This window comes from Nitrosomonas oligotropha (genome assembly GCF_900106555.1).
Lineage (GTDB): Bacteria > Pseudomonadota > Gammaproteobacteria > Burkholderiales > Nitrosomonadaceae > Nitrosomonas > Nitrosomonas oligotropha_A.
The window spans coordinates 38801-56806 of the sequence record NZ_FNOE01000014.1 but is presented as its reverse complement, the minus strand read 5'-3'; the positions used below and the strand labels follow the sequence as shown (position 1 = coordinate 56806).

Annotated in this window: 16 protein-coding genes; 3 read left to right on the top strand and 13 right to left on the bottom strand. The window is 47.7% G+C overall.

From position 1 onward, the window contains the following. Positions 1-109: 109 nt before the first annotated feature. From ilvN to BLU57_RS09150, 4 genes are all read right to left on the bottom strand, one after another. Positions 110-601, bottom strand: a complete 492-nt coding sequence (gene ilvN, locus BLU57_RS09165; RefSeq protein ID WP_090319562.1) for an acetolactate synthase small subunit — start codon at positions 599-601, stop codon at positions 110-112. A 7-nt stretch (positions 602-608) separates the two neighbouring features. Next, positions 609-2312 (bottom strand): acetolactate synthase 3 catalytic subunit, encoded by a 1704-nt coding sequence (locus BLU57_RS09160; RefSeq protein ID WP_090319559.1) that lies wholly within the window; start codon positions 2310-2312, stop codon positions 609-611. 63 nt (positions 2313-2375) lie between these two features. Next, a complete protein-coding gene (gene tldD, locus BLU57_RS09155) occupies positions 2376-3848 on the bottom strand; it encodes a metalloprotease TldD (RefSeq protein ID WP_090319556.1) in 1473 nt (490 codons plus the stop codon). A 26-nt stretch (positions 3849-3874) separates the two neighbouring features. Next, positions 3875-4705: a carbon-nitrogen hydrolase family protein gene (locus tag BLU57_RS09150; protein WP_090319630.1), complete on the bottom strand. Its 831-nt coding sequence runs from the start codon at positions 4703-4705 to the stop codon at positions 3875-3877. Positions 4706-4971: 266 nt separating this feature from the next. Here BLU57_RS09150 and glnE point away from each other — a divergent pair, with 266 nt between their 5' ends. After that, a complete protein-coding gene (gene glnE / locus BLU57_RS09145; protein ID WP_090319554.1) occupies positions 4972-7776 on the top strand; it encodes a bifunctional [glutamate--ammonia ligase]-adenylyl-L-tyrosine phosphorylase/[glutamate--ammonia-ligase] adenylyltransferase in 2805 nt (934 codons plus the stop codon). 190 nt (positions 7777-7966) lie between these two features. Beyond that, positions 7967-8395, top strand: coding sequence for a pilin (locus tag BLU57_RS09140; protein WP_090319551.1), 429 nt, complete (start codon positions 7967-7969; stop codon positions 8393-8395). Between the two features lie 247 nt (positions 8396-8642). On the opposite strand, the gene BLU57_RS09135 is transcribed toward BLU57_RS09140, so the two are convergent. The 6 genes from BLU57_RS09135 to BLU57_RS09110 are packed head-to-tail and all read right to left on the bottom strand — an operon-like array spanning position 8643 to position 14471. Next, positions 8643-11024 (bottom strand): GspE/PulE family protein, encoded by a 2382-nt coding sequence (locus BLU57_RS09135; RefSeq protein ID WP_090319547.1) that lies wholly within the window; start codon positions 11022-11024, stop codon positions 8643-8645. Between the two features lie 11 nt (positions 11025-11035). After that, on the bottom strand, positions 11036-11800 hold the full coding sequence (locus BLU57_RS09130) for a 3',5'-cyclic-nucleotide phosphodiesterase (RefSeq protein ID WP_090319544.1): 765 nt from the start codon (positions 11798-11800) through the stop codon (positions 11036-11038). A 21-nt stretch (positions 11801-11821) separates the two neighbouring features. After that, positions 11822-12247: a universal stress protein gene (locus tag BLU57_RS09125; protein ID WP_090319541.1), complete on the bottom strand. Its 426-nt coding sequence runs from the start codon at positions 12245-12247 to the stop codon at positions 11822-11824. Positions 12248-12279: 32 nt separating this feature from the next. Continuing rightward, positions 12280-12999, bottom strand: a complete 720-nt coding sequence (locus BLU57_RS09120; RefSeq protein ID WP_090319538.1) for a TerC family protein — start codon at positions 12997-12999, stop codon at positions 12280-12282. 52 nt (positions 13000-13051) lie between these two features. Continuing rightward, positions 13052-14221, bottom strand: coding sequence for a patatin-like phospholipase family protein (locus tag BLU57_RS09115; RefSeq protein WP_090319534.1), 1170 nt, complete (start codon positions 14219-14221; stop codon positions 13052-13054). Next, the gene (locus tag BLU57_RS09110) at positions 14214-14471 is read right to left on the bottom strand and encodes a hypothetical protein (RefSeq protein ID WP_090319530.1); all 258 of its coding nucleotides are present in this window, start codon (positions 14469-14471) and stop codon (positions 14214-14216) included. Before BLU57_RS09110 ends, BLU57_RS09115 begins: the two co-directional genes overlap by 8 nt. Positions 14472-14620: 149 nt before the next feature. Between BLU57_RS09110 and pip the strand changes: the two genes are divergently transcribed. Further along, positions 14621-15583, top strand: coding sequence for a prolyl aminopeptidase (pip, locus tag BLU57_RS09105; RefSeq protein WP_090319529.1), 963 nt, complete (start codon positions 14621-14623; stop codon positions 15581-15583). 8 nt (positions 15584-15591) lie between these two features. Here the strand turns inward: pip and BLU57_RS09100 are convergent, their stop codons facing one another. The 3 genes from BLU57_RS09100 to BLU57_RS09090 all read right to left on the bottom strand — a co-directional run bounded on the left by BLU57_RS09100 (position 15592) and on the right by BLU57_RS09090 (position 17859). Further along, the gene (locus BLU57_RS09100; protein WP_256206151.1) at positions 15592-16482 is read right to left on the bottom strand and encodes a CPBP family intramembrane glutamic endopeptidase; all 891 of its coding nucleotides are present in this window, start codon (positions 16480-16482) and stop codon (positions 15592-15594) included. 230 nt (positions 16483-16712) lie between these two features. Continuing rightward, positions 16713-17180 carry a hypothetical protein gene (locus BLU57_RS09095; protein ID WP_090319525.1) on the bottom strand — a complete coding sequence of 156 codons (468 nt, stop codon included), beginning with the start codon at positions 17178-17180 and terminating at the stop codon, positions 16713-16715. A 109-nt stretch (positions 17181-17289) separates the two neighbouring features. Then, a complete protein-coding gene (locus BLU57_RS09090) occupies positions 17290-17859 on the bottom strand; it encodes a hypothetical protein (protein ID WP_090319522.1) in 570 nt (189 codons plus the stop codon). Positions 17860-18006: the final 147 nt, after the last annotated feature.

Here is an 18006-nt window from a genome sequence, read left to right as displayed (position 1 = left end):
TAAACAAAAATAGGATAGAAACAGGCGGGTAATAGAGAGAATACTATTTTAGCGAATGAATCACTCTGGATTGCCAGCCTAAAAACCGGGATTAATCAGTAAGTGCGGATTATACCTTTAAAATCCATTCTCCGCGCCCTATGCCGGAAGCGCCGGTACGTACTGTTTCCAGAACCGCGCTGCGCTCGATTGCTTCAAGAAACGCATCCAGTTTCGAGCTGGTACCCGTTAACTCAATGGTATAGGACTTATCCGTAACGTCGATGATAGAACCACGGAAAATTTCGGCGAGCCGTTTGATTTCTTCGCGATCTGGGCCTACCGCGCGGACTTTGACCAGCATCAACTCGCGTTCGATATGATTACCGTCATTCAAATCAATGATTTTGACCACTTCAATCAGTTTGTTCAACTGCTTGGTCACTTGTTCCACCACCTCATCCGATCCAATGGTTACCAGCGTCATCCGCGACAATGTTGGATCCTCGGTAGGTGCAACCGAAAGTGATTCAATATTATAACCACGCGCCGAGAACAGGCCTGCTACACGAGACAAAGCACCCGCCTCATTTTCCATCAATAAAGAAATAATATGTCGCATTTATTTTCTACACCAGAATCATTTCAGAAAGACCTTTGCCACCCGGCACCATAGGGAATACGTTTTCGGTCTGATCGGTAATAAAGTCCATGAACACCAGTTGATCTTTCAGTTTGAATGCTTCTTTCAGCGCATCCTCGACATCTTCCGGTTTTTCAATTTTCATCCCGACATGCCCATAACTTTCAGCCAGCTTGACAAAATCGGGCAGCGCGTTCATATACGATTCCGCATAACGGTTACCGTGGAAAAACTCCTGCCATTGCCTGACCATGCCCATATAACGATTATTCAAATTAATGATTTTCAGCGGCAGTTTGTATTGTTTACACGTTGATAATTCCTGTATGCACATCTGGATACTCGCTTCGCCGGTAATACACGCTACCTTCCCTTTCGGATTAGCGAGCTGAACCCCCATGGCGGCAGGCATACCGAATCCCATCGTGCCCAACCCGCCGGAATTGATCCAGCGCCGGGGTTTATCGAATTTATAAAACTGCGCGGCCCACATCTGATGCTGCCCGACATCCGACGTAATAAACGCATCGCCCTTGGTGACATTAAATAGCTTCTCAATCACCATTTGCGGTTTGATAATTTTGCTGCTCCGGTCAAATTTCAGGCAATCCCGCTCGCGCCACAGTTCGATCTGTTTCCACCACTCTTTCAACGCGGTTTGATCCGGCTTTTCTTTCTCGGCTTTGAGTAGCTTGATCAGCTCTTTCAACACGTCCAGAACATCACCGACAATTGGCACATCCACTTTGACACGTTTTGAAATAGAAGACGGATCAATATCGATATGAATGATCTTTCTGTTTTCGTTGAAAAAGTGCTTCGGATTGCCGATCACACGATCGTCAAAACGGGCACCAATAGCTATCAGGACATCACAATACTGCATCGCCATGTTCGCTTCGTACGTGCCATGCATGCCCAGCATACCCAGCGATTGCTTATCGGTTGCAGGATATCCGCCCAATCCCATCAGCGTATTGGTGCACGGAAAATTCAGCAGTTGCGTTAACTCGGTCAATTGCGGCGCGGCATCGCTTAGTATTACCCCGCCACCCGCGTACACCATCGGCCGCTTAGCGCTGAGAATCAATTCCGCCGCTTTCTTAATTTGCCGTGAATGCCCTTTGGTCACGGGATTATAGGAACGCATACTGATCTTATCCGGGTATACGAACTTGGTTTTTTGCTGTGAGATGTCTTTTGGGATATCCACCAGCACGGGACCAGGTCGTCCGGTTGAAGCGATATAGAAAGCTTTTTTGATAGTCAGCGCCAGTTCGGTGATATCTTTCACCAGAAAGTTATGCTTGACGCATGGGCGCGTGATACCCACAGTGTCAACTTCCTGAAATGCATCGAGACCAATAGCGCTGGTAGGCACTTGTCCGCTAATTATCACCATTGGAATCGAGTCCATATAGGCCGTGGCAATACCGGTTACCGCGTTGGTAACACCCGGACCTGATGTTACCAGCGCCACGCCCACTTTATTACTGGAACGCGCATAGCCATCGGCGGCATGTATCGCAGCCTGTTCATGGCGCACTAAAATGTGCCGAACTTTATCCTGCTTGAACAATTCATCATAAATAAATAACACCGCACCGCCAGGATAGCCGAAAATACACTGCACTCCTTCTTCCTGCAGACAACGTATCGTAATTTCAGCACCGGTTAATTCCACGCTCATGCTTTCTGCATCCCAATATCAATTTCAACAAGTTATAAAAAAATTCTAATTATCATCACATCGTCAAATTCCTGTCCCGCCGACAGTCAATCCATCGATGCGCAATGTCGGCTGCCCGACACCCACCGGCACACTCTGACCTTCTTTCCCGCAAGTCCCGACACCCGGATCCAACAGCATATCGTTGCCAATCATGGAAACCCGGGTCAATACATCAGGCCCGTTACCGATTAAGGTCGCTCCTTTAACCGGATAAGTGATTTTACCATCTTCAATCATATAGGCTTCAGCAGCTGAAAAAACAAATTTCCCGCTGGTGATATCAACCTGACCGCCGCCAAAGTTTGCCGCGTACAAACCATGCTTCACCGAGGCGATAATTTCCGCCGGATCTTTGTCACCGTTCAACATATACGTATTCGTCATGCGCGGCATAGGAATATGCGCGAACGATTCACGCCGACCATTGCCGGTTACCGGCAAATCCATCAAGCGGGCATTCAGGCTATCCTGCAAGTAGCCCCTCAGTATGCCATCTTCTATCAATACAGTACATTGTGTCGGATTACCTTCATCATCGATATTTAACGACCCGCGCCGCTGTGGAATCGTTCCGTCGTCGACAACCGTAACACCGGGAGCGGCAACGCGTTGACCGACACGCCCTGAGAAAGCCGAGCTGCCTTTACGGTTGAAATCCCCTTCCAATCCATGACCGATTGCTTCATGTAACAAAATCCCAGGCCAGCCGCTTCCTAAAACCACCGTCATCGTGCCAGCCGGGGCCGGACGGGCATCCAAATTGACCGTGGCTTGATGAACAGCTTTTTTTGCATAATCGTGCAAAATCTCATCGGTAAAATAAGCATAACTGAAGCGTCCGCCGCCACCGGCTACCCCCTGTTCACGGCGGCCGTTCTCTTCCGCGATCACTTGCACTGATAAACGAACCAGCGGCCTTACATCGGCTGCAACCAATCCGTCACTGCGCGTCACTAAGATCACTTCATACTCGCCAGCGAGTGATGCCACCACTTGCGTCACACGCCGGTCAAGCTGCCGGGTAATGCGCTCCAATCTTTCCAGCAGCGCCACTTTATCCGCATCCTTAAGGTTCGCTATCGGATCTTCGGGTAAATAAAGCTGTGACCGCTGATCAATTGCATTACGTTTCACAATTTGCGCTGACTGGATACTGCCTTGATTGGCAATTGCCCGTGTTGCTTGAGCGGCTGATACCAACGCCGGCATGCTGATATCGTCGGAATAAGCAAATCCGGTTTTTTCTCCACAAACCGCGCGAACACCGACACCTTGCTCAATATTGAAGCTACCCGATTTAACAATACCTTCTTCCAGCATCCAGCCTTCGGAGCGGCTATACTGAAAATAAAGATCAGCATAATCGATTTTATGCGTCAGTATCTGTCCTAATACGTGTTGCAATCCGCTTGTATCGATATCATAAGGCGACAACAAGCAGCGATCGGCAATCGCAAGAAAATCCTTTGACTCTGTTATATATTCGGCTGTCATTTATGCTGTTCTATCAATCGCTTTAATCAACATGGCTGTAAAATCCGGTGATCTAACGCGGGTAAATTAGTGCGTAAGCTGGTTTGATACTCCGGATCGATTGCCGCAACCACGGCTCCAGAACCGCGCGGCAACCGTTCCATGACAACCCCCCAGGGATCAACGATCATGCTATCGCCGTTGGTTTCACGCCCATTGACATGATAACCGCCTTGTCCGGGCGCAATCACGTAAGCCATATTCTCAACCGCGCGCGCACGTACCAGTACTTCCCAGTGTGCTTTTCCGGTAATCGCCGTAAACGCCGCGGGCGCCAAAATAATATCAACATTATTCATCAGGCGGAATAATTCCGGAAAACGCAGATCGTAACATATCGACAAACCGATACGGCCAAAGGGCGAATCGACCGTCACCACTTTATTTCCCGCCTTAATGGTTTTTTCCTCGGCATAATGTTCATGACCGAGTTGCAGACCAAACAGATGAATTTTATCGTAGCGCGCGACCTGTTCGCCGTTATCCGCGTAAACCAAACAGCTATTATAGACTTTATCCGGTTCGGATGACGCCAGCGGCACTGATCCGCCCACCAACCAAATCCCCAGCCGTTTTGCCGTATCACTGAGAAATTTCTGAATTTGTCCGTCGCCCGGTTGCTCCCGGACCGCTAGCTTATCAGTATCTTTCATTCCCATGATGCAAAAATACTCCGGCAATACTATCAGCTCCGCTTTCTGAGAAGCGGCATCTTCAATCAAGCGCGCAGCTTCTTCCAGATTAGCAGATACGCTCGGACCCGAAGCCATTTGAATGGCGGCGACACGAAAGCCTTTATGTTTTTTGTTTTCCATCATTGCTTGTTGCTGTTTAGTGGTATTGTTTAACATAGTTGTTCGACTGTTCTGATTTTTAGAATGAATCAGCCAGTAATCAACACCGTGAGCAAATCCCTTTTTAAATTACGTTATCATTAAGTGATTTTCTTTTTATTAACTATCTTATAGAAAATAAAAATCTCCGCTGTACAGGCTTGATTCTAGCATTTACTCTGATAACGTTCTATTTTGATTTATGCTTAATCTAAAATGCTTCGCTATTCTATAGCCTTTACCACCCGATTATGCCTATAAACGTTCATCCATCCGCTGCAACCCTCGCCGCCGCATTATCTTTCAGCCGCTATGCACAACGCATCTTGGATAGTGAGCCGATGCGGAAGATCGCGCTGCAGGAAACGCTGCACCTGCCCTTCCGCAGAGAGGAGATGCAGGCTTTTCTTAATTCGCAAGCTGGTAAAATTGCCCATGAAGAAACTTTACATCAGGCCCTGCGCGATCTGCGCAAACAAGTCATGCTGCGGCTCGCCGTACGCGATATCAGCGGTCAAGCCGATTTGTTTGAAGTGATGTCCAGCATGACCGATCTCGCCGAAGTCACGATCAATTTCGCTTTACAACACCATGAAATCTGGCTGACGCAATCGGATCGTTTCGGATTCCCGAGGGGGGAAAACAGCAACGCCATTCAGCATTTGCTGGTGGTGGCCATGGGCAAACTGGGCGGCGGTGAACTGAATGTATCATCGGATGTTGATTTGATTTTTGTTTATCCCGAAGATGGCGTGACCGATGGCGCCAAGCCGATTTCAAACCATGAATTTTTTGCCCGCCTGGGACGCAAGCTGATCGCCAGTCTCAATGATTTGACCATCGATGGTTATGTATTCCGGGTTGACATGCGGTTACGCCCTCATGGCGAAAACAGCCCTTTAGCGATCAGTTTTTCCATGCTGGAAGAATATTTCATCAAGCATGGACGAGAATGGGAGCGCCATGCCTGGATCAAAGGCCGGGTGATCGCCAATCACACCGGCACAGAGGCCGAGTCGATTTTGATGGAAAAAATTGTCCGGCCTTTTGTGTTCCGAAAATATCTGGATTTCAGCGCATACGAATCGATGCGCCGCTTGCATGCGCAATTGCGCAAGGAGGTCGAGCGCCGCGAAATGCACGACAATATTAAACTGGGGCCCGGCGGCATTCGTGAAATCGAATTTATCACGCAAGTTTTTCAGTTGATTCGCGGCGGCCGCGATGTAGATTTGTGTATCCGCCCAACGCTCAGTGTTTTACAGCGACTGCGAAAAAAACAGCAACTCCCGATGGAGACCGTAACGGAACTTATCGATGCTTATCTGTTTCTGCGCAAATTGGAACATCGTCTGCAATATCTCGACGATCAGCAAACACAAACGCTGCCGCTAAATGTGGACGACCAAACGCTGATTGCCACTGCCATGGGATTTCCCAATTATGCAGCTTTCATGGAGCAGCTCGACATTCACCGGAATGACGTAACGCGTCACTTTGAGCTCATTTTTGCCACCCCACGGAAGTCATCCGCGCACGACACGCTGGCCAATTTGTGGCAAGCCGAAACACAAGACGTTTCACAAACCGAAGCCGCCACCATGCAACTGAGCACACTCGGATTTAGTAATCCGGTCAAAATTTCGGAACGGCTGCGGTTGTTTTATCAGGGCAGTTTTTATCAGCAACTACCTGAAACCAACCGTGAGCAAATCAATACCTTAATTCCGCTGTTGATTGAAGCTGTGGCCGGGCTACCTCCGGTTGAGACCACGTTGGAGCGTATGCTGCAGCTAATGGAAAAAATCAGCCCGCAAACATCGTATCTGGCGCTGCTGCTGGAACATCCGCACACGCTGCATCGCGTAGCCGAACTCGCCAGCATCAGCCAATGGGCAAGCGATTATCTCGGACGGCACCCTATTCTGCTGGATGAATTACTGCGGCAGGAATCGCCACATCCCGTCCCCGATTGGAACGCACTCCACGATGAGCTCGTCTATCAACTCAATCATGTCAACAACCCCAAGGATGACGTCATTGAGTGGCAAATGGACGTTTTACGTCACTTTCAACACGCTCAGGTATTCCGTCTGCTGGTCACCGACCTGGAAGGTTCATTGCTGCTCGAAACGCTCAGTGATCATCTGACTGCGTTAGCTGATCTGATGCTGGATACGGTGCTGAATTTAGCCTGGTCCGGCCTGAAGAGACGTCACCGGGCAGAACCCGCGTTTGCAATCATCGGCTATGGCAAGTTGGGCGGCAAAGAACTCGGGTATGCTTCCGACCTCGATCTGATTTTTCTTTATGAGGACGATCATCCCGATGCCGCGGAAATCTATACCAAGCTTGGACAAGGCATTAATGGCTGGCTTACGCGCCATACATCGGCGGGCCTATTGTACGAAACGGATCTGCGCTTGCGCCCTAATGGTGTTTCTGGATTATTGGTCAGCTCGATAGAAGCTTTTGCGCAATACCAGCGCGAACAAGCTTGGGTATGGGAGCACCAGGCACTGACCCGGGCCCGTTTCGTCGCGGGCGATCAGCAAGTGGGCGCGGTATTTGAACATACGCGCAAGGAAATTCTGTGCAAACCGCGTAGTCTTGGCGAACTCAAGCAGGAAATTCTGAAAATGCGCGAAAAAATGCTAGATGTCCATCCCAATCCAACCGCGCTGTTCGACATCAAACACGACCGCGGTGGTATTATCGATGTGGAATTCATCGTGCAGTATCTGGTATTGGGCTATTCTTCCCGATACCCTCAATTAACAGGCAATATCGGCAATATCGCACTACTGAAACTCGCTGGTGAACTAAGACTGATTTCCCAGGGCGCAGCTGATAAAGTACGCTCCGCATACCGGGAATTCCGGCGCATTCAACACCGCTTACGATTGAATGGCGATGTAGATATGACCGGTAATGCGCCCATCGATGGGCAAACTCAGAAATTCACTCGAGTGGAAGGCGGCCATTTGAAAGATGATCGCATGGCGGTGTTGGCTTTATGGGAGGAAGTATTTGACAATCAACAAAATGAATTCTGATCCCTGTAAAATCTACACAGAACGTGAGACATTCCCTGATCCTCGAAACAATCTCAAGTATCAGATACAACCTGATAAATTAAAAAAGATAAAATAACAAATTTTCAGAATTAAAATTCTGGCATAGTTTCTGCTATAGACACTACACACACACTTGGTGTGCCTTACTCAACCCAAAGGAGAACAACAAATGCAACAAGCACAAAAAGGTTTTACTCTGATAGAATTAATGATCGTTGTCGCCATCATTGGTATTCTGGCTGCAGTTGCTGTGCCTGCATATCAAACTTATACAATGAAAGCTAGATTCAGTGAAGTCGTATCAGCTGCTGCTCCACTTAAACTCGGTATAGAACTATGTTTCCAAGAACAAGGTACTCTACTTAACTGTACAAATGGTGCTAATGGTGTACCAGGAGCAATTGGTGCTAGCGGTCAAGTACAATCTGGGACCGTTGGTGGCAATACTGCCACATCAGCTGCAATAACCATGACACCAGCAGCTGCAAATGGAATCTTAGCTACTGACACATATATTCTGACAGGAACCACAACTGGTCCTGGAGTCCCCATACAATGGGCAAAAACTGGCGGCTGTACTGGTCGCGCAATTTGTTAATCTAACTTCTCAGTAAGAATTCAACGTATAAGGCGCGATACCCAAAGGGTATCGCGCCTTTTCTATGTTAGATGAACTACTCATTTGTAGCCGTTAATTCTATCTTATATTTTTCAGTCTGAAATACCCCTCATTTCATCAAATTCCTGCGACAGCAACCATTACTAAATTAAGTCAAAATGTGACATTTTTGGTCACAATTTATGCATAGCAATCAAACACTACATTGCATTCAAATCAGGTACGTTTACTTAATACACACCACTCGCACCTGATGAATATCCGTAACGCCCTGTAGCACTTTTTCAATGCCGTCTTGCTTCAATGTCCGCATACCATCACCCAAGGCCGTCACCAGCATATCCGCCACACGAGCACGCTCTTGGATATTCTTTTTCAGTGCATCGGTAGCCGTCATCAATTCGTGCAATCCAACCCGGCCGGAATAACCGGTACCAACACAATCATCACAACCAGCCGCTTTGTACAAGGTAATTTGACCTTGATCATCTCCATATTGTTGGATCCATTGTGCGCGTATTTCACGAAGTGCAGCATCGGGATCGGCTTTGAAACGGTCGATATTTCTGAGCTCGGCGCAATACTCGGCTAATAATGTATCGACTTCATGTTCGCTGGCTACATACGATTCTTTACAATTCTTGCATAAGCGCTTCGCTAACCGTTGCGCCAATACGCCAAGCAAAGCATCGGAAAAGTTGAACGGATCCATGCCCATATCTAGCAGCCGAATGACCGATTCCGGTGCGCTGTTGGTATGCAATGTCGCCAAAACCAAGTGCCCGGTTAGTGAAGCTTCGATACCGATACTGGTGGTTTCCTTGTCGCGCATTTCACCCACCATGATGATATCCGGATCGGCCCGCAGAAAAGAGCGCATGATGGCTGGGAAAGTTAATCCCGCTTTGACGTTGATTTGCACCTGACGCAATCCTCTTTGTGTAATCTCAACTGGATCTTCCGCAGTCCAAATCTTGGTATCGTCGCGATTGAGATATTTCAATACCGAATGCAGCGTGGTTGTTTTACCCGAACCTGTCGGGCCGCATACAAAAAACAACCCGTACGGTTTGCTGATAATTTTCTTCAACTCCTCCAGATTGTGCTCGGTAAAGCCCATTTTCTCCAGTGGAATGGGTTCACCGGCAGCCAGAATACGCATCACGACGTCTTCCAAACCACCGGCTGAAGGAATAGTCGCAACACGCAATTCGATATCCAGTGGCGCAAATTTCCTGAATTTAATCTTGCCATCCTGTGGTTTGCGCTTTTCAGAGATATCCATATCGCACATAATTTTTATACGTGTGATCATAGAGTTACGATAACCTGCTGGAACCTCGATATAAGGCATCAATGAACCATCCTTACGGAAGCGTACTTTGGTTTTTTCTTTCCCTGAGTAGGGTTCGATATGAATATCCGATACCCCCATTTTATAGGCATCAATAATGATTTTATTGACGAGCTTGACCAGCTCGTTGTCAGTCGCCGCGGAAGATTCTTCTATCTCACCTGCTGTCTCTTCGATGTCTTCAGTCCCGAGATTGGTAAGCATTTCATTGATGTCGCCGGTACCGATCTCATCCTGGCTGCCACCATAAAATTGTTCGACCGTAGCATTAAATTCTCTTTGCGTAGTAACCGTGTAAACGATCTTATGCTTTGGGAAAATGGTATTGGCAATACGCTGCGACTTAACCCGTTCAGGATCGAGCGTTAGTAGTATCAGGCCATCTTTTGTTTCATCAATCGGTAGCAAAGCATTGCTTTCAATATAATCTTTTTTTAAATTCTTAAGCAGATCAGCCGGTTTAATCCTATCCGTTCTAAAAGGCTCGTACTTAACCTGAAAGAAAGAAGCCAGTGCCTTGCCGATAAGCGGCAAACTCATGCGGAATTCGTCAACCAGCACATCTTCCAGATCGCAGCCTTTTTTCCGCGCTGAGCGTGTGGCCAGTTCCAGTTCAGGGGCGGAAATAATTGCATCGAGAATCAGATAATCATATTTTGATTTCAACAATTGAGAGGACTTCTGGCGCTGCTTAAAAGCAATGGCAAGAACGCGGCAAATTTCCACGACCCCTTCCATGATCGCGGTGGTGAATGATTCGTTCGATCTATTATTAATCACCTGAACCACGCCCATCAATTCCCGGCTATCAGCGTTCAGAATCGGCACCGCCAGCATCTGTTTGGTTCGATAACCCGTGCGTTTATCCACTTCGTTGGAAAAAACCAGTAGCGGATTAAATTTTTTTAACTCACTTTTATCGTATACATCCGCAATATTGACCACTTTCTTTTGTAAAGCGGCAAGACCGATAATACTGTTTTCCGTTACCGGCAGTTTCAAATCCTGAAAAGAATCAAATCCAGTTTTAACCCTCGAAACAAAAGAAGATTTATCTTCATTCAGTGAGTAAATGGTAAACCGGTCCGCGTTGAGTAATGCGCAAATATCCTTGCTAGTTTCCAGCATGATTTCTTCAACACCATTCGCAGCGTATATCTTGTTGATAATAACCTGCAGATTTTTGGAAAAAGCTGATTCGTTATTGTTATTTGCATTATTCTTTTGTGGTTGAATCATCGCGACTGTACTCATAGCCTCACTTCCTAAAATTCGAATAATTGATTGTTCTCAAGGCGACGCGGATTATATTTTCCAATGCACTGATCTATTTCTTCCATGATGACATCAGCTTCACCGGGTTTCAGGTGCGTAATAAATATTTCCACGTTCCGTTCCAATTTCTCTAATTCTTCCGCCAGCAAGCTGGGGCAAAAATGCCGTGATCTGATCGCGATATCCCTGTTCTGATTGCAGAAGGCGCATTCAATGATCAAATACTGCAAATTTACAATCTTATTAACGGCTACCCAGAAGGCATCATTAGTAGTTGTATCACCGGAAAAAACAAGACTGGCTAACCCCGAGTCCAACTGAAAGCCGACTGTAGGAACGGTGTGATGGGCGGGCAGTGGCGTAATCGCACGGCCATCGAGAAGAATGGTATCTCCCAACGACAATGTTTCGTAACGCATATAAGGGGAAATGTCATTGGGAATTTTTGTAAAATCTGGCCACAGATGCCAGTTAAACAAATGCTCCCGCAACGTATCCAGCGTGGGCTGGATGGCATGAATTGTTATCGGTTTGTTGCGGATTGAACCGACGGTATCCACCAGAAATGGAATAAATGCAACATGATCCAAATGTGCATGCGTAACAAGAATATGATCAATTTTGATCATCTCGGACAAACTCAAATTACCCACACCTGTTCCCGCGTCGATTAGCACATCGTCGTCCAGCAACATCGCAGTGGTTTGTTCGCCGCTTCCTATCCCTCCGCTACACCCCAAGATCCTTAGCTTCAAAAGACTCGCCCCGGAAATTCATTACTTAATCAATAACACGGGAGTTTTTGCCAACTGCATCACTTTGCTGCTTACCGAGCCCAGTAACAAACCTTGGATACCGCCCGCTCCGCGCGGCCCCATCACAATCTGATCATATTGCTTCTCACTAGCAAACCGGACAATCATTTCGGCCGGATCACCCACCACAATGTGATATTGATAAGCAACGCCCGCCTGATCGAGCAAAGTGCACGTGCTTTGCAATTCTTTTTGGCCTTCCTCTTGGTGATATTGCTTAATATCCGTCTGGTTAATGAACAATGCCGCATTGCCGCGCAGCGGATATTGCACATTCAGCAAATGCAGTTCCGGTTTTTCCTTATACCAGTCCAATAAAGCAATGAAGCCGGTTATTGCTTTATTGGCATAATCAGAACCATCGACAGGTAATAAAATTTTTAGCATGATCAATCTCTCAAACTTTTATACGTGAATGACTATTTGGGAATTTTTTCATTGGCCAAATCTTCCAATGGCTCGGGTTTAAACGGTTTCCGGGCCGCCAGCAATTTGCCGGCCGCAATAACCAGAAGCGCTACGGAAGCCGGCGCAATCCACTGAAGATACTTCGCCTGCGTACTGACCCATTCCTTAGTGACGACATCGGTAACCGCCATATCGCCAGCAATCCATCCCAACAATCCCGCGCCAATCGCGATCGTAACCGGATATCGATCCATCACCTTCATCACCATTTGACTGCCCCATACGATGATCGGCACGCTGACGACCAAGCCGAAAATGACCAAACCGATGTCATCCTTGGCCGCGCCTGCGATGGCGATGACATTGTCCAAACTCATCACTGCATCCGCCACAATAATCGTTTTAATCGCACCGACTAACGTCGTGCTGGCATCAATTTCATGCGCACCCTCCGGCTCCGGTTGCAGCAATTTAATACCAATCCAAACCAGCAAAACCGCGCCTACAATCTTTAAATAGGGCATGGTCAACAGACTCAAAGCAAAAAAGATCATCACCACGCGCAATAAGATTGCGCCAAACACACCCCAGAAAATACCCAATTTGCGCTGTTGCTCGGGCAAACGCCGACAAGCCAGCGCGATCACAACGGCATTGTCGCCGCCCAGTACAATATCAATCGCAATGATTTGTAATACAGCAAGCCAAAATTGCGGACTATCAAAAGCCATTTATTTTTCCTGACAAAAATTTTAATGCAAAAAAACGTGACGCCCGTATGCGCTATACCTTCTCTTGAACTCCAATAAACTTCAAAAGTTCATTTTTCTGTTGCATGGTATCGTTATAACCCAACTCGATTAAATCCCGGCAGAAAGGCACCTCAAATAATACGTAGCTGAGTAAAGTCGAACCATTCGGCCCCATGGCGCCGATGGCACGGTATAGATAGCGCATGATCCACGGCAGCGTATGCGCATATTTCTGGGCAATTTCGTTGATTCCCTCGCTCGGGGCAATCATCATTGCTTCGATGGGACGCAGCGATATGTTATTCGCTTTAAACGCCTCGGGCGGAATCAGTTTCAGTGTTTCATTAATGCGTAGCAAACGCTCCAGATCCACATCCAGGCTGTCGACAAAGATGCTGTTCAACGCATGTCCGGCAATCTGTGCAAAAGGCGGATAACCTGATGCGCTGATACGTTTGGGCTCGTCGGTTACTGGTTTACGCACGCCGATGATCAATACTTTATCGGCGCCCAGATGAAGCGCAGGGCTAATCGGCGCCATCTGACGCATGGAGCCATCGCCAAAATACTCACGATTCAATTTGACCGCGGGAAAAATAAACGGTATCGATGAAGAAGCCATCAAATGCTCAACCCCTATCTCGACCGGAAGACCCAGTCTTTGCGCTCGTTTCCACGGCAACACTTCTCTTGCCGCCTGATAGAAGGTCACCGATTGACCTGATGTATATCCCCAGGCAGTCAATCCCAGTGCATGCAGCGAGCCGGAGCGGATACAGTGTTGAATGGTACGGAAAGAAAAACGGTTCTTCAGTAAAGCTTCCAGTGGCGCATTATCCAGCAGAGAAATGGGATTATGCTGGCCGTATTCACTCGATACCAAGGAGAGCATACAGCGCAAAGTGTTATGAATAACACCCATGAGATCCGACCGGTAAATCTGATCGACATGAAAATTCGACCATACTTCTTCCAGCCGTCCGACACCTTCGGCAAAATTGTGGGCGGAAACGGCAATACTAGCAGCATTGATAGCGCCCGCGGAGGTGCCACAAATAATCGGAAACGGGTTACGCGTCTTATCAGGTAATAATTCGGCGATTGCGCGCAACACACCCACTTGATAGGCGGCGCGCGCTCCACCACCGGTCAGAACAAGTCCAACCTTCGGTACGGCTAATGCTTTTTTCTGTTCATACACGAACTGCAAACTCTGACTTCACCCTCTCCAGCGCATCCCGTAAGGTTTCTTCTGGTAAATTGTTTAACGAACTGGACAGGATTTTGGCTGCCTGGCAGACCGAATCCGGCAATAAAGTACTGTCCATCTTGGCCACAAACACAGCCGCGGCGCCAGTCGCATCCAGCAGGCATTGACGTTCATTCATCAATATTTCCATTTCTTCGCGCAACATGGAAACTTCTTGTTCTCTCAGGATAGTATTAGGCATATGATATTCCTTTTAACATTGATACAGTAGATAGCCTGTCGAGCAATATAGCAGAACTATAATTCATTTAAGACCTGAACTCTGTGATCTTTGCCACTCTTTTCTATCTTTCTTAAACCCAATTAATTATCGGCATTTGTACCCATATCATGAACCATCATTCACCTGCGGCGCTTTACCCTGAAATTCAACCCTACCGGCAAAGCACATTAGCCTTGGATAATATCCACACCATGTACTGGGAGGAATCCGGCAATCCCTCCGGCACACCAGTGGTATTTCTTCATGGCGGCCCGGGCGCGGGATCGACACCGGCGCACCGGCGCTTCTTCGATCCGGCATATTACCGCATAGTCATATACGATCAAAGGGGCGCGGGGCGTTCAACACCGCTGGGTGAAACACAAGACAACACAACACCGCATCTAATCAACGACTTGGAATCACTGCGCCAGCATCTGGGCATTGACCGCTGGCTGGTATTTGGCGGCTCGTGGGGCAGCACACTGGCGCTGGCGTATGGCGAAGCACATCCGGAACGTTGTCTGGGCTTCATCCTGCGCGGCATTTTTCTCTGCCGCAAACAGGAAATCGATTGGTTTCTGTACGGATTGCGCAATTTGTTCCCGGAAGCATGGCGTGAATTAGTTGCACCGCTATCCGATACGGAGCGCAACGATATACTCTCCGCTTACCATCAACGCCTGATGAACCCGGATCCGGCTATCCACATGCCTGCGGCACGCACCTGGAGTACCTATGAAGGCTCGTGCTCGACGTTATTGCCCAATCCGGCGACAGTCCGCTACTTTGCCAGCGACACCGTGGCGCTCGGACTGGCGCGCATGGAAGCGCATTACTTCATGCACAATATCTTCCTGCCGGAAAACTCGTTACTGAATAACGTGCACAAACTGCACAACATCCCCGCCACCATCGTACAAGGCCGCTACGACGCCGTGTGCCCAATCGTCAGCGCGGACGATCTGCATCACGCCTGGCCGCAAGCGGAGTACATCATCATCGACGACGCCGGGCATTCGGTGTGGGAACCGGGCATACAAGCCGCGCTGATCCGCACCACCGATCGCTTCAAAACCCGCAACCCGTAACGCGCAATCTATCCGCTCCTTACATTCCCGGCATAAGCGCTGACCTCCATCATCCACGCGATGCCCAGATGCACCGCCAGACCACCGGCGATGGAGCGGGTTTGATACGCGACGACGCCCAAAATCAAACCGCCGAAGAACGAAGAAATGCACTCGAGCAGCGGTTTACCGAAATGGACGCTGCAATAAAAAACCGCCATCGGCAGAATCGCCGCCGGTCCGGCATAGCGGGCAAACGCAAAAATCAGGAAACCACGGAAGAACAGCTCGATCGTGACGAAATCAATGCCGTAACTGACTTCGTACAACAACTGAAACCAGCCGAAATGCTCCGTGTGCGGCGCGATGAAAGCGATCTGCTTTAAGCGCGGATAGGCCGCGAGAAAATCCGGCTGCGTCCCGGCATACGCAATCAGCGGTACCATCATCAACAGCATCAAACCGTACGGCCGCCAGCGCACATTGCACAGCGTCAGCCCCCAGAAACCCGGCTGCTCTGGAAACCACCGCTGTAACACGATCAACGGCACTAGCACGACCAGCAACTTAAAAGGCAGCGTCGTGACGATCGTCCAATAACTCCCCCACACCCCATCGATTTGATTTTCCAGTGGATTGACCGCACTCGCCTTAACCGCAAACAAAGCCGGTGCGATCAGCAGCAGCAACCAAAATAGCGGCGTGGCCGCGATCAGATGTCTGCGGAATACCACCGCAAAACCATACGGAATGACAAACGCGCTGCAATACACCAAAAACAGCGCGGCACACTGCTGCCAGCGCGAATCCATCCCTTTGATCATGCTACTTTCAATGCCCAACGTATAGTTCAGCGCGATCAATAGCCCCGCCCACACCGTGCAGAACAGCAGCAGCCCTTTGTCTATAATTGATACCAATTCTCTTAAATAGTTAATTCTGAAATATAAAATAAAAAATAATGTTGAGTAGCTAAGGAAAAATAGTTACGAATCTACGGATCATCAGAGGTAATGTATTGATTACATTTCTCGTGAAATTTTGATGCTGACTTTTCCTTAACTACCGATACTGTTTAGAGATTAGTCATCGTGCACCAATGCGGCAGCAACTTGACGTGATGAAGTAATCTGACAAGAAAAATCTTCCTTTATTGAAAGATGATGCTGTTCGAGAAGAGATTGCATAGGTTTATCAGTGAAAAACACACACAGTAACCCAATGCAGCTTCAGCATGGTGAAAATCGTACAAATCGTTCACAACGATCTTTTGTGTTCGATTCCATCGAACAGCAGCGTGCAAAAGCGCACCTATGTGAAGAGTCCTTAATGCCCGTCTCACAGATTGCTTTGATATGGCTGCACATAGCAAGTTGTGGGTAGCTTGAATTTTTGACTCACGTTCATTCGTTGAGTGTTCGATAGTTTGACCAGTTGATTTTAAAAGCATGCCTTCAAAGACATCACGAGCAATAGGCGCAGCAATCTCCAGTACACCGTAGATTTCATCCTTATAGACTTGCTCGAAACTTCTCATTTCCCATCGTATGCCTCGCATTACTTTCGTTGAGGCGTGCAGCGAAATCTCCTGAATACGGCGCATCTGGAAATAAGGCATTACTTAGTATTTCAACCATTTTTGAGAGCGAGATCTCCCACATGTGATCAAAAAATGCTTTCTGAATAACAAGCTGCTCTTCAGCAGGGAATGCAGCTATCACAGGATATTATTGAATACCCAATATATAGCTGACTTTCGACCACGTGAGTAACTCTAAGTCATGTACTGTATATCCACTCTGAGCGTATAAGAAATGAGTAATCTCCGCCGCGACACGTTCTTGATGCGGTATAAGAGTGACACCACGACTAAGCTCATCGATGAGCTCAGCTGTTGCAAGTCGGGTTTGAAGATCAGTTTGCTTTAGTAGCTCCAAGAAAAGTACATCACTTATCGGGCAAATCAATCGATCCTGACACACACCTCGTAGAAATCCATCAAGCAATTTATGAGCAACTGGGTCATTTATTCGTCCAATACGAGTATCACGTAAACAAATCCAGAAACACTTATCCAGATAAATTCGCCGCCTTGTCATAACCCATTCACCGAGTTCAATTTTGCGACAACGCACATATTCACTTAACGAAACTTCTGGCATTGCACGATGGCAGTCAAAACTATCTTGGATATTTTGAGTATTCACGAGAAGGATTAACTGATGACAACTAATTAAATTAAGAATTTTGAGATCATACAATATTGAATTAAAAAATGAAGATCGTGATGCGCTCATTCTCCAAAAGCTGCGGAACATTCTCAACCAAATCTCCCGCTGAACGGAAAACCCCGTTTGTTCCCGCTTTAGGCTACCGTCACCCTACCGTATATTCCAGCTTCATTTACCCGAACAAGCAGTTGCGTTCATCGATCAACGCGGAGG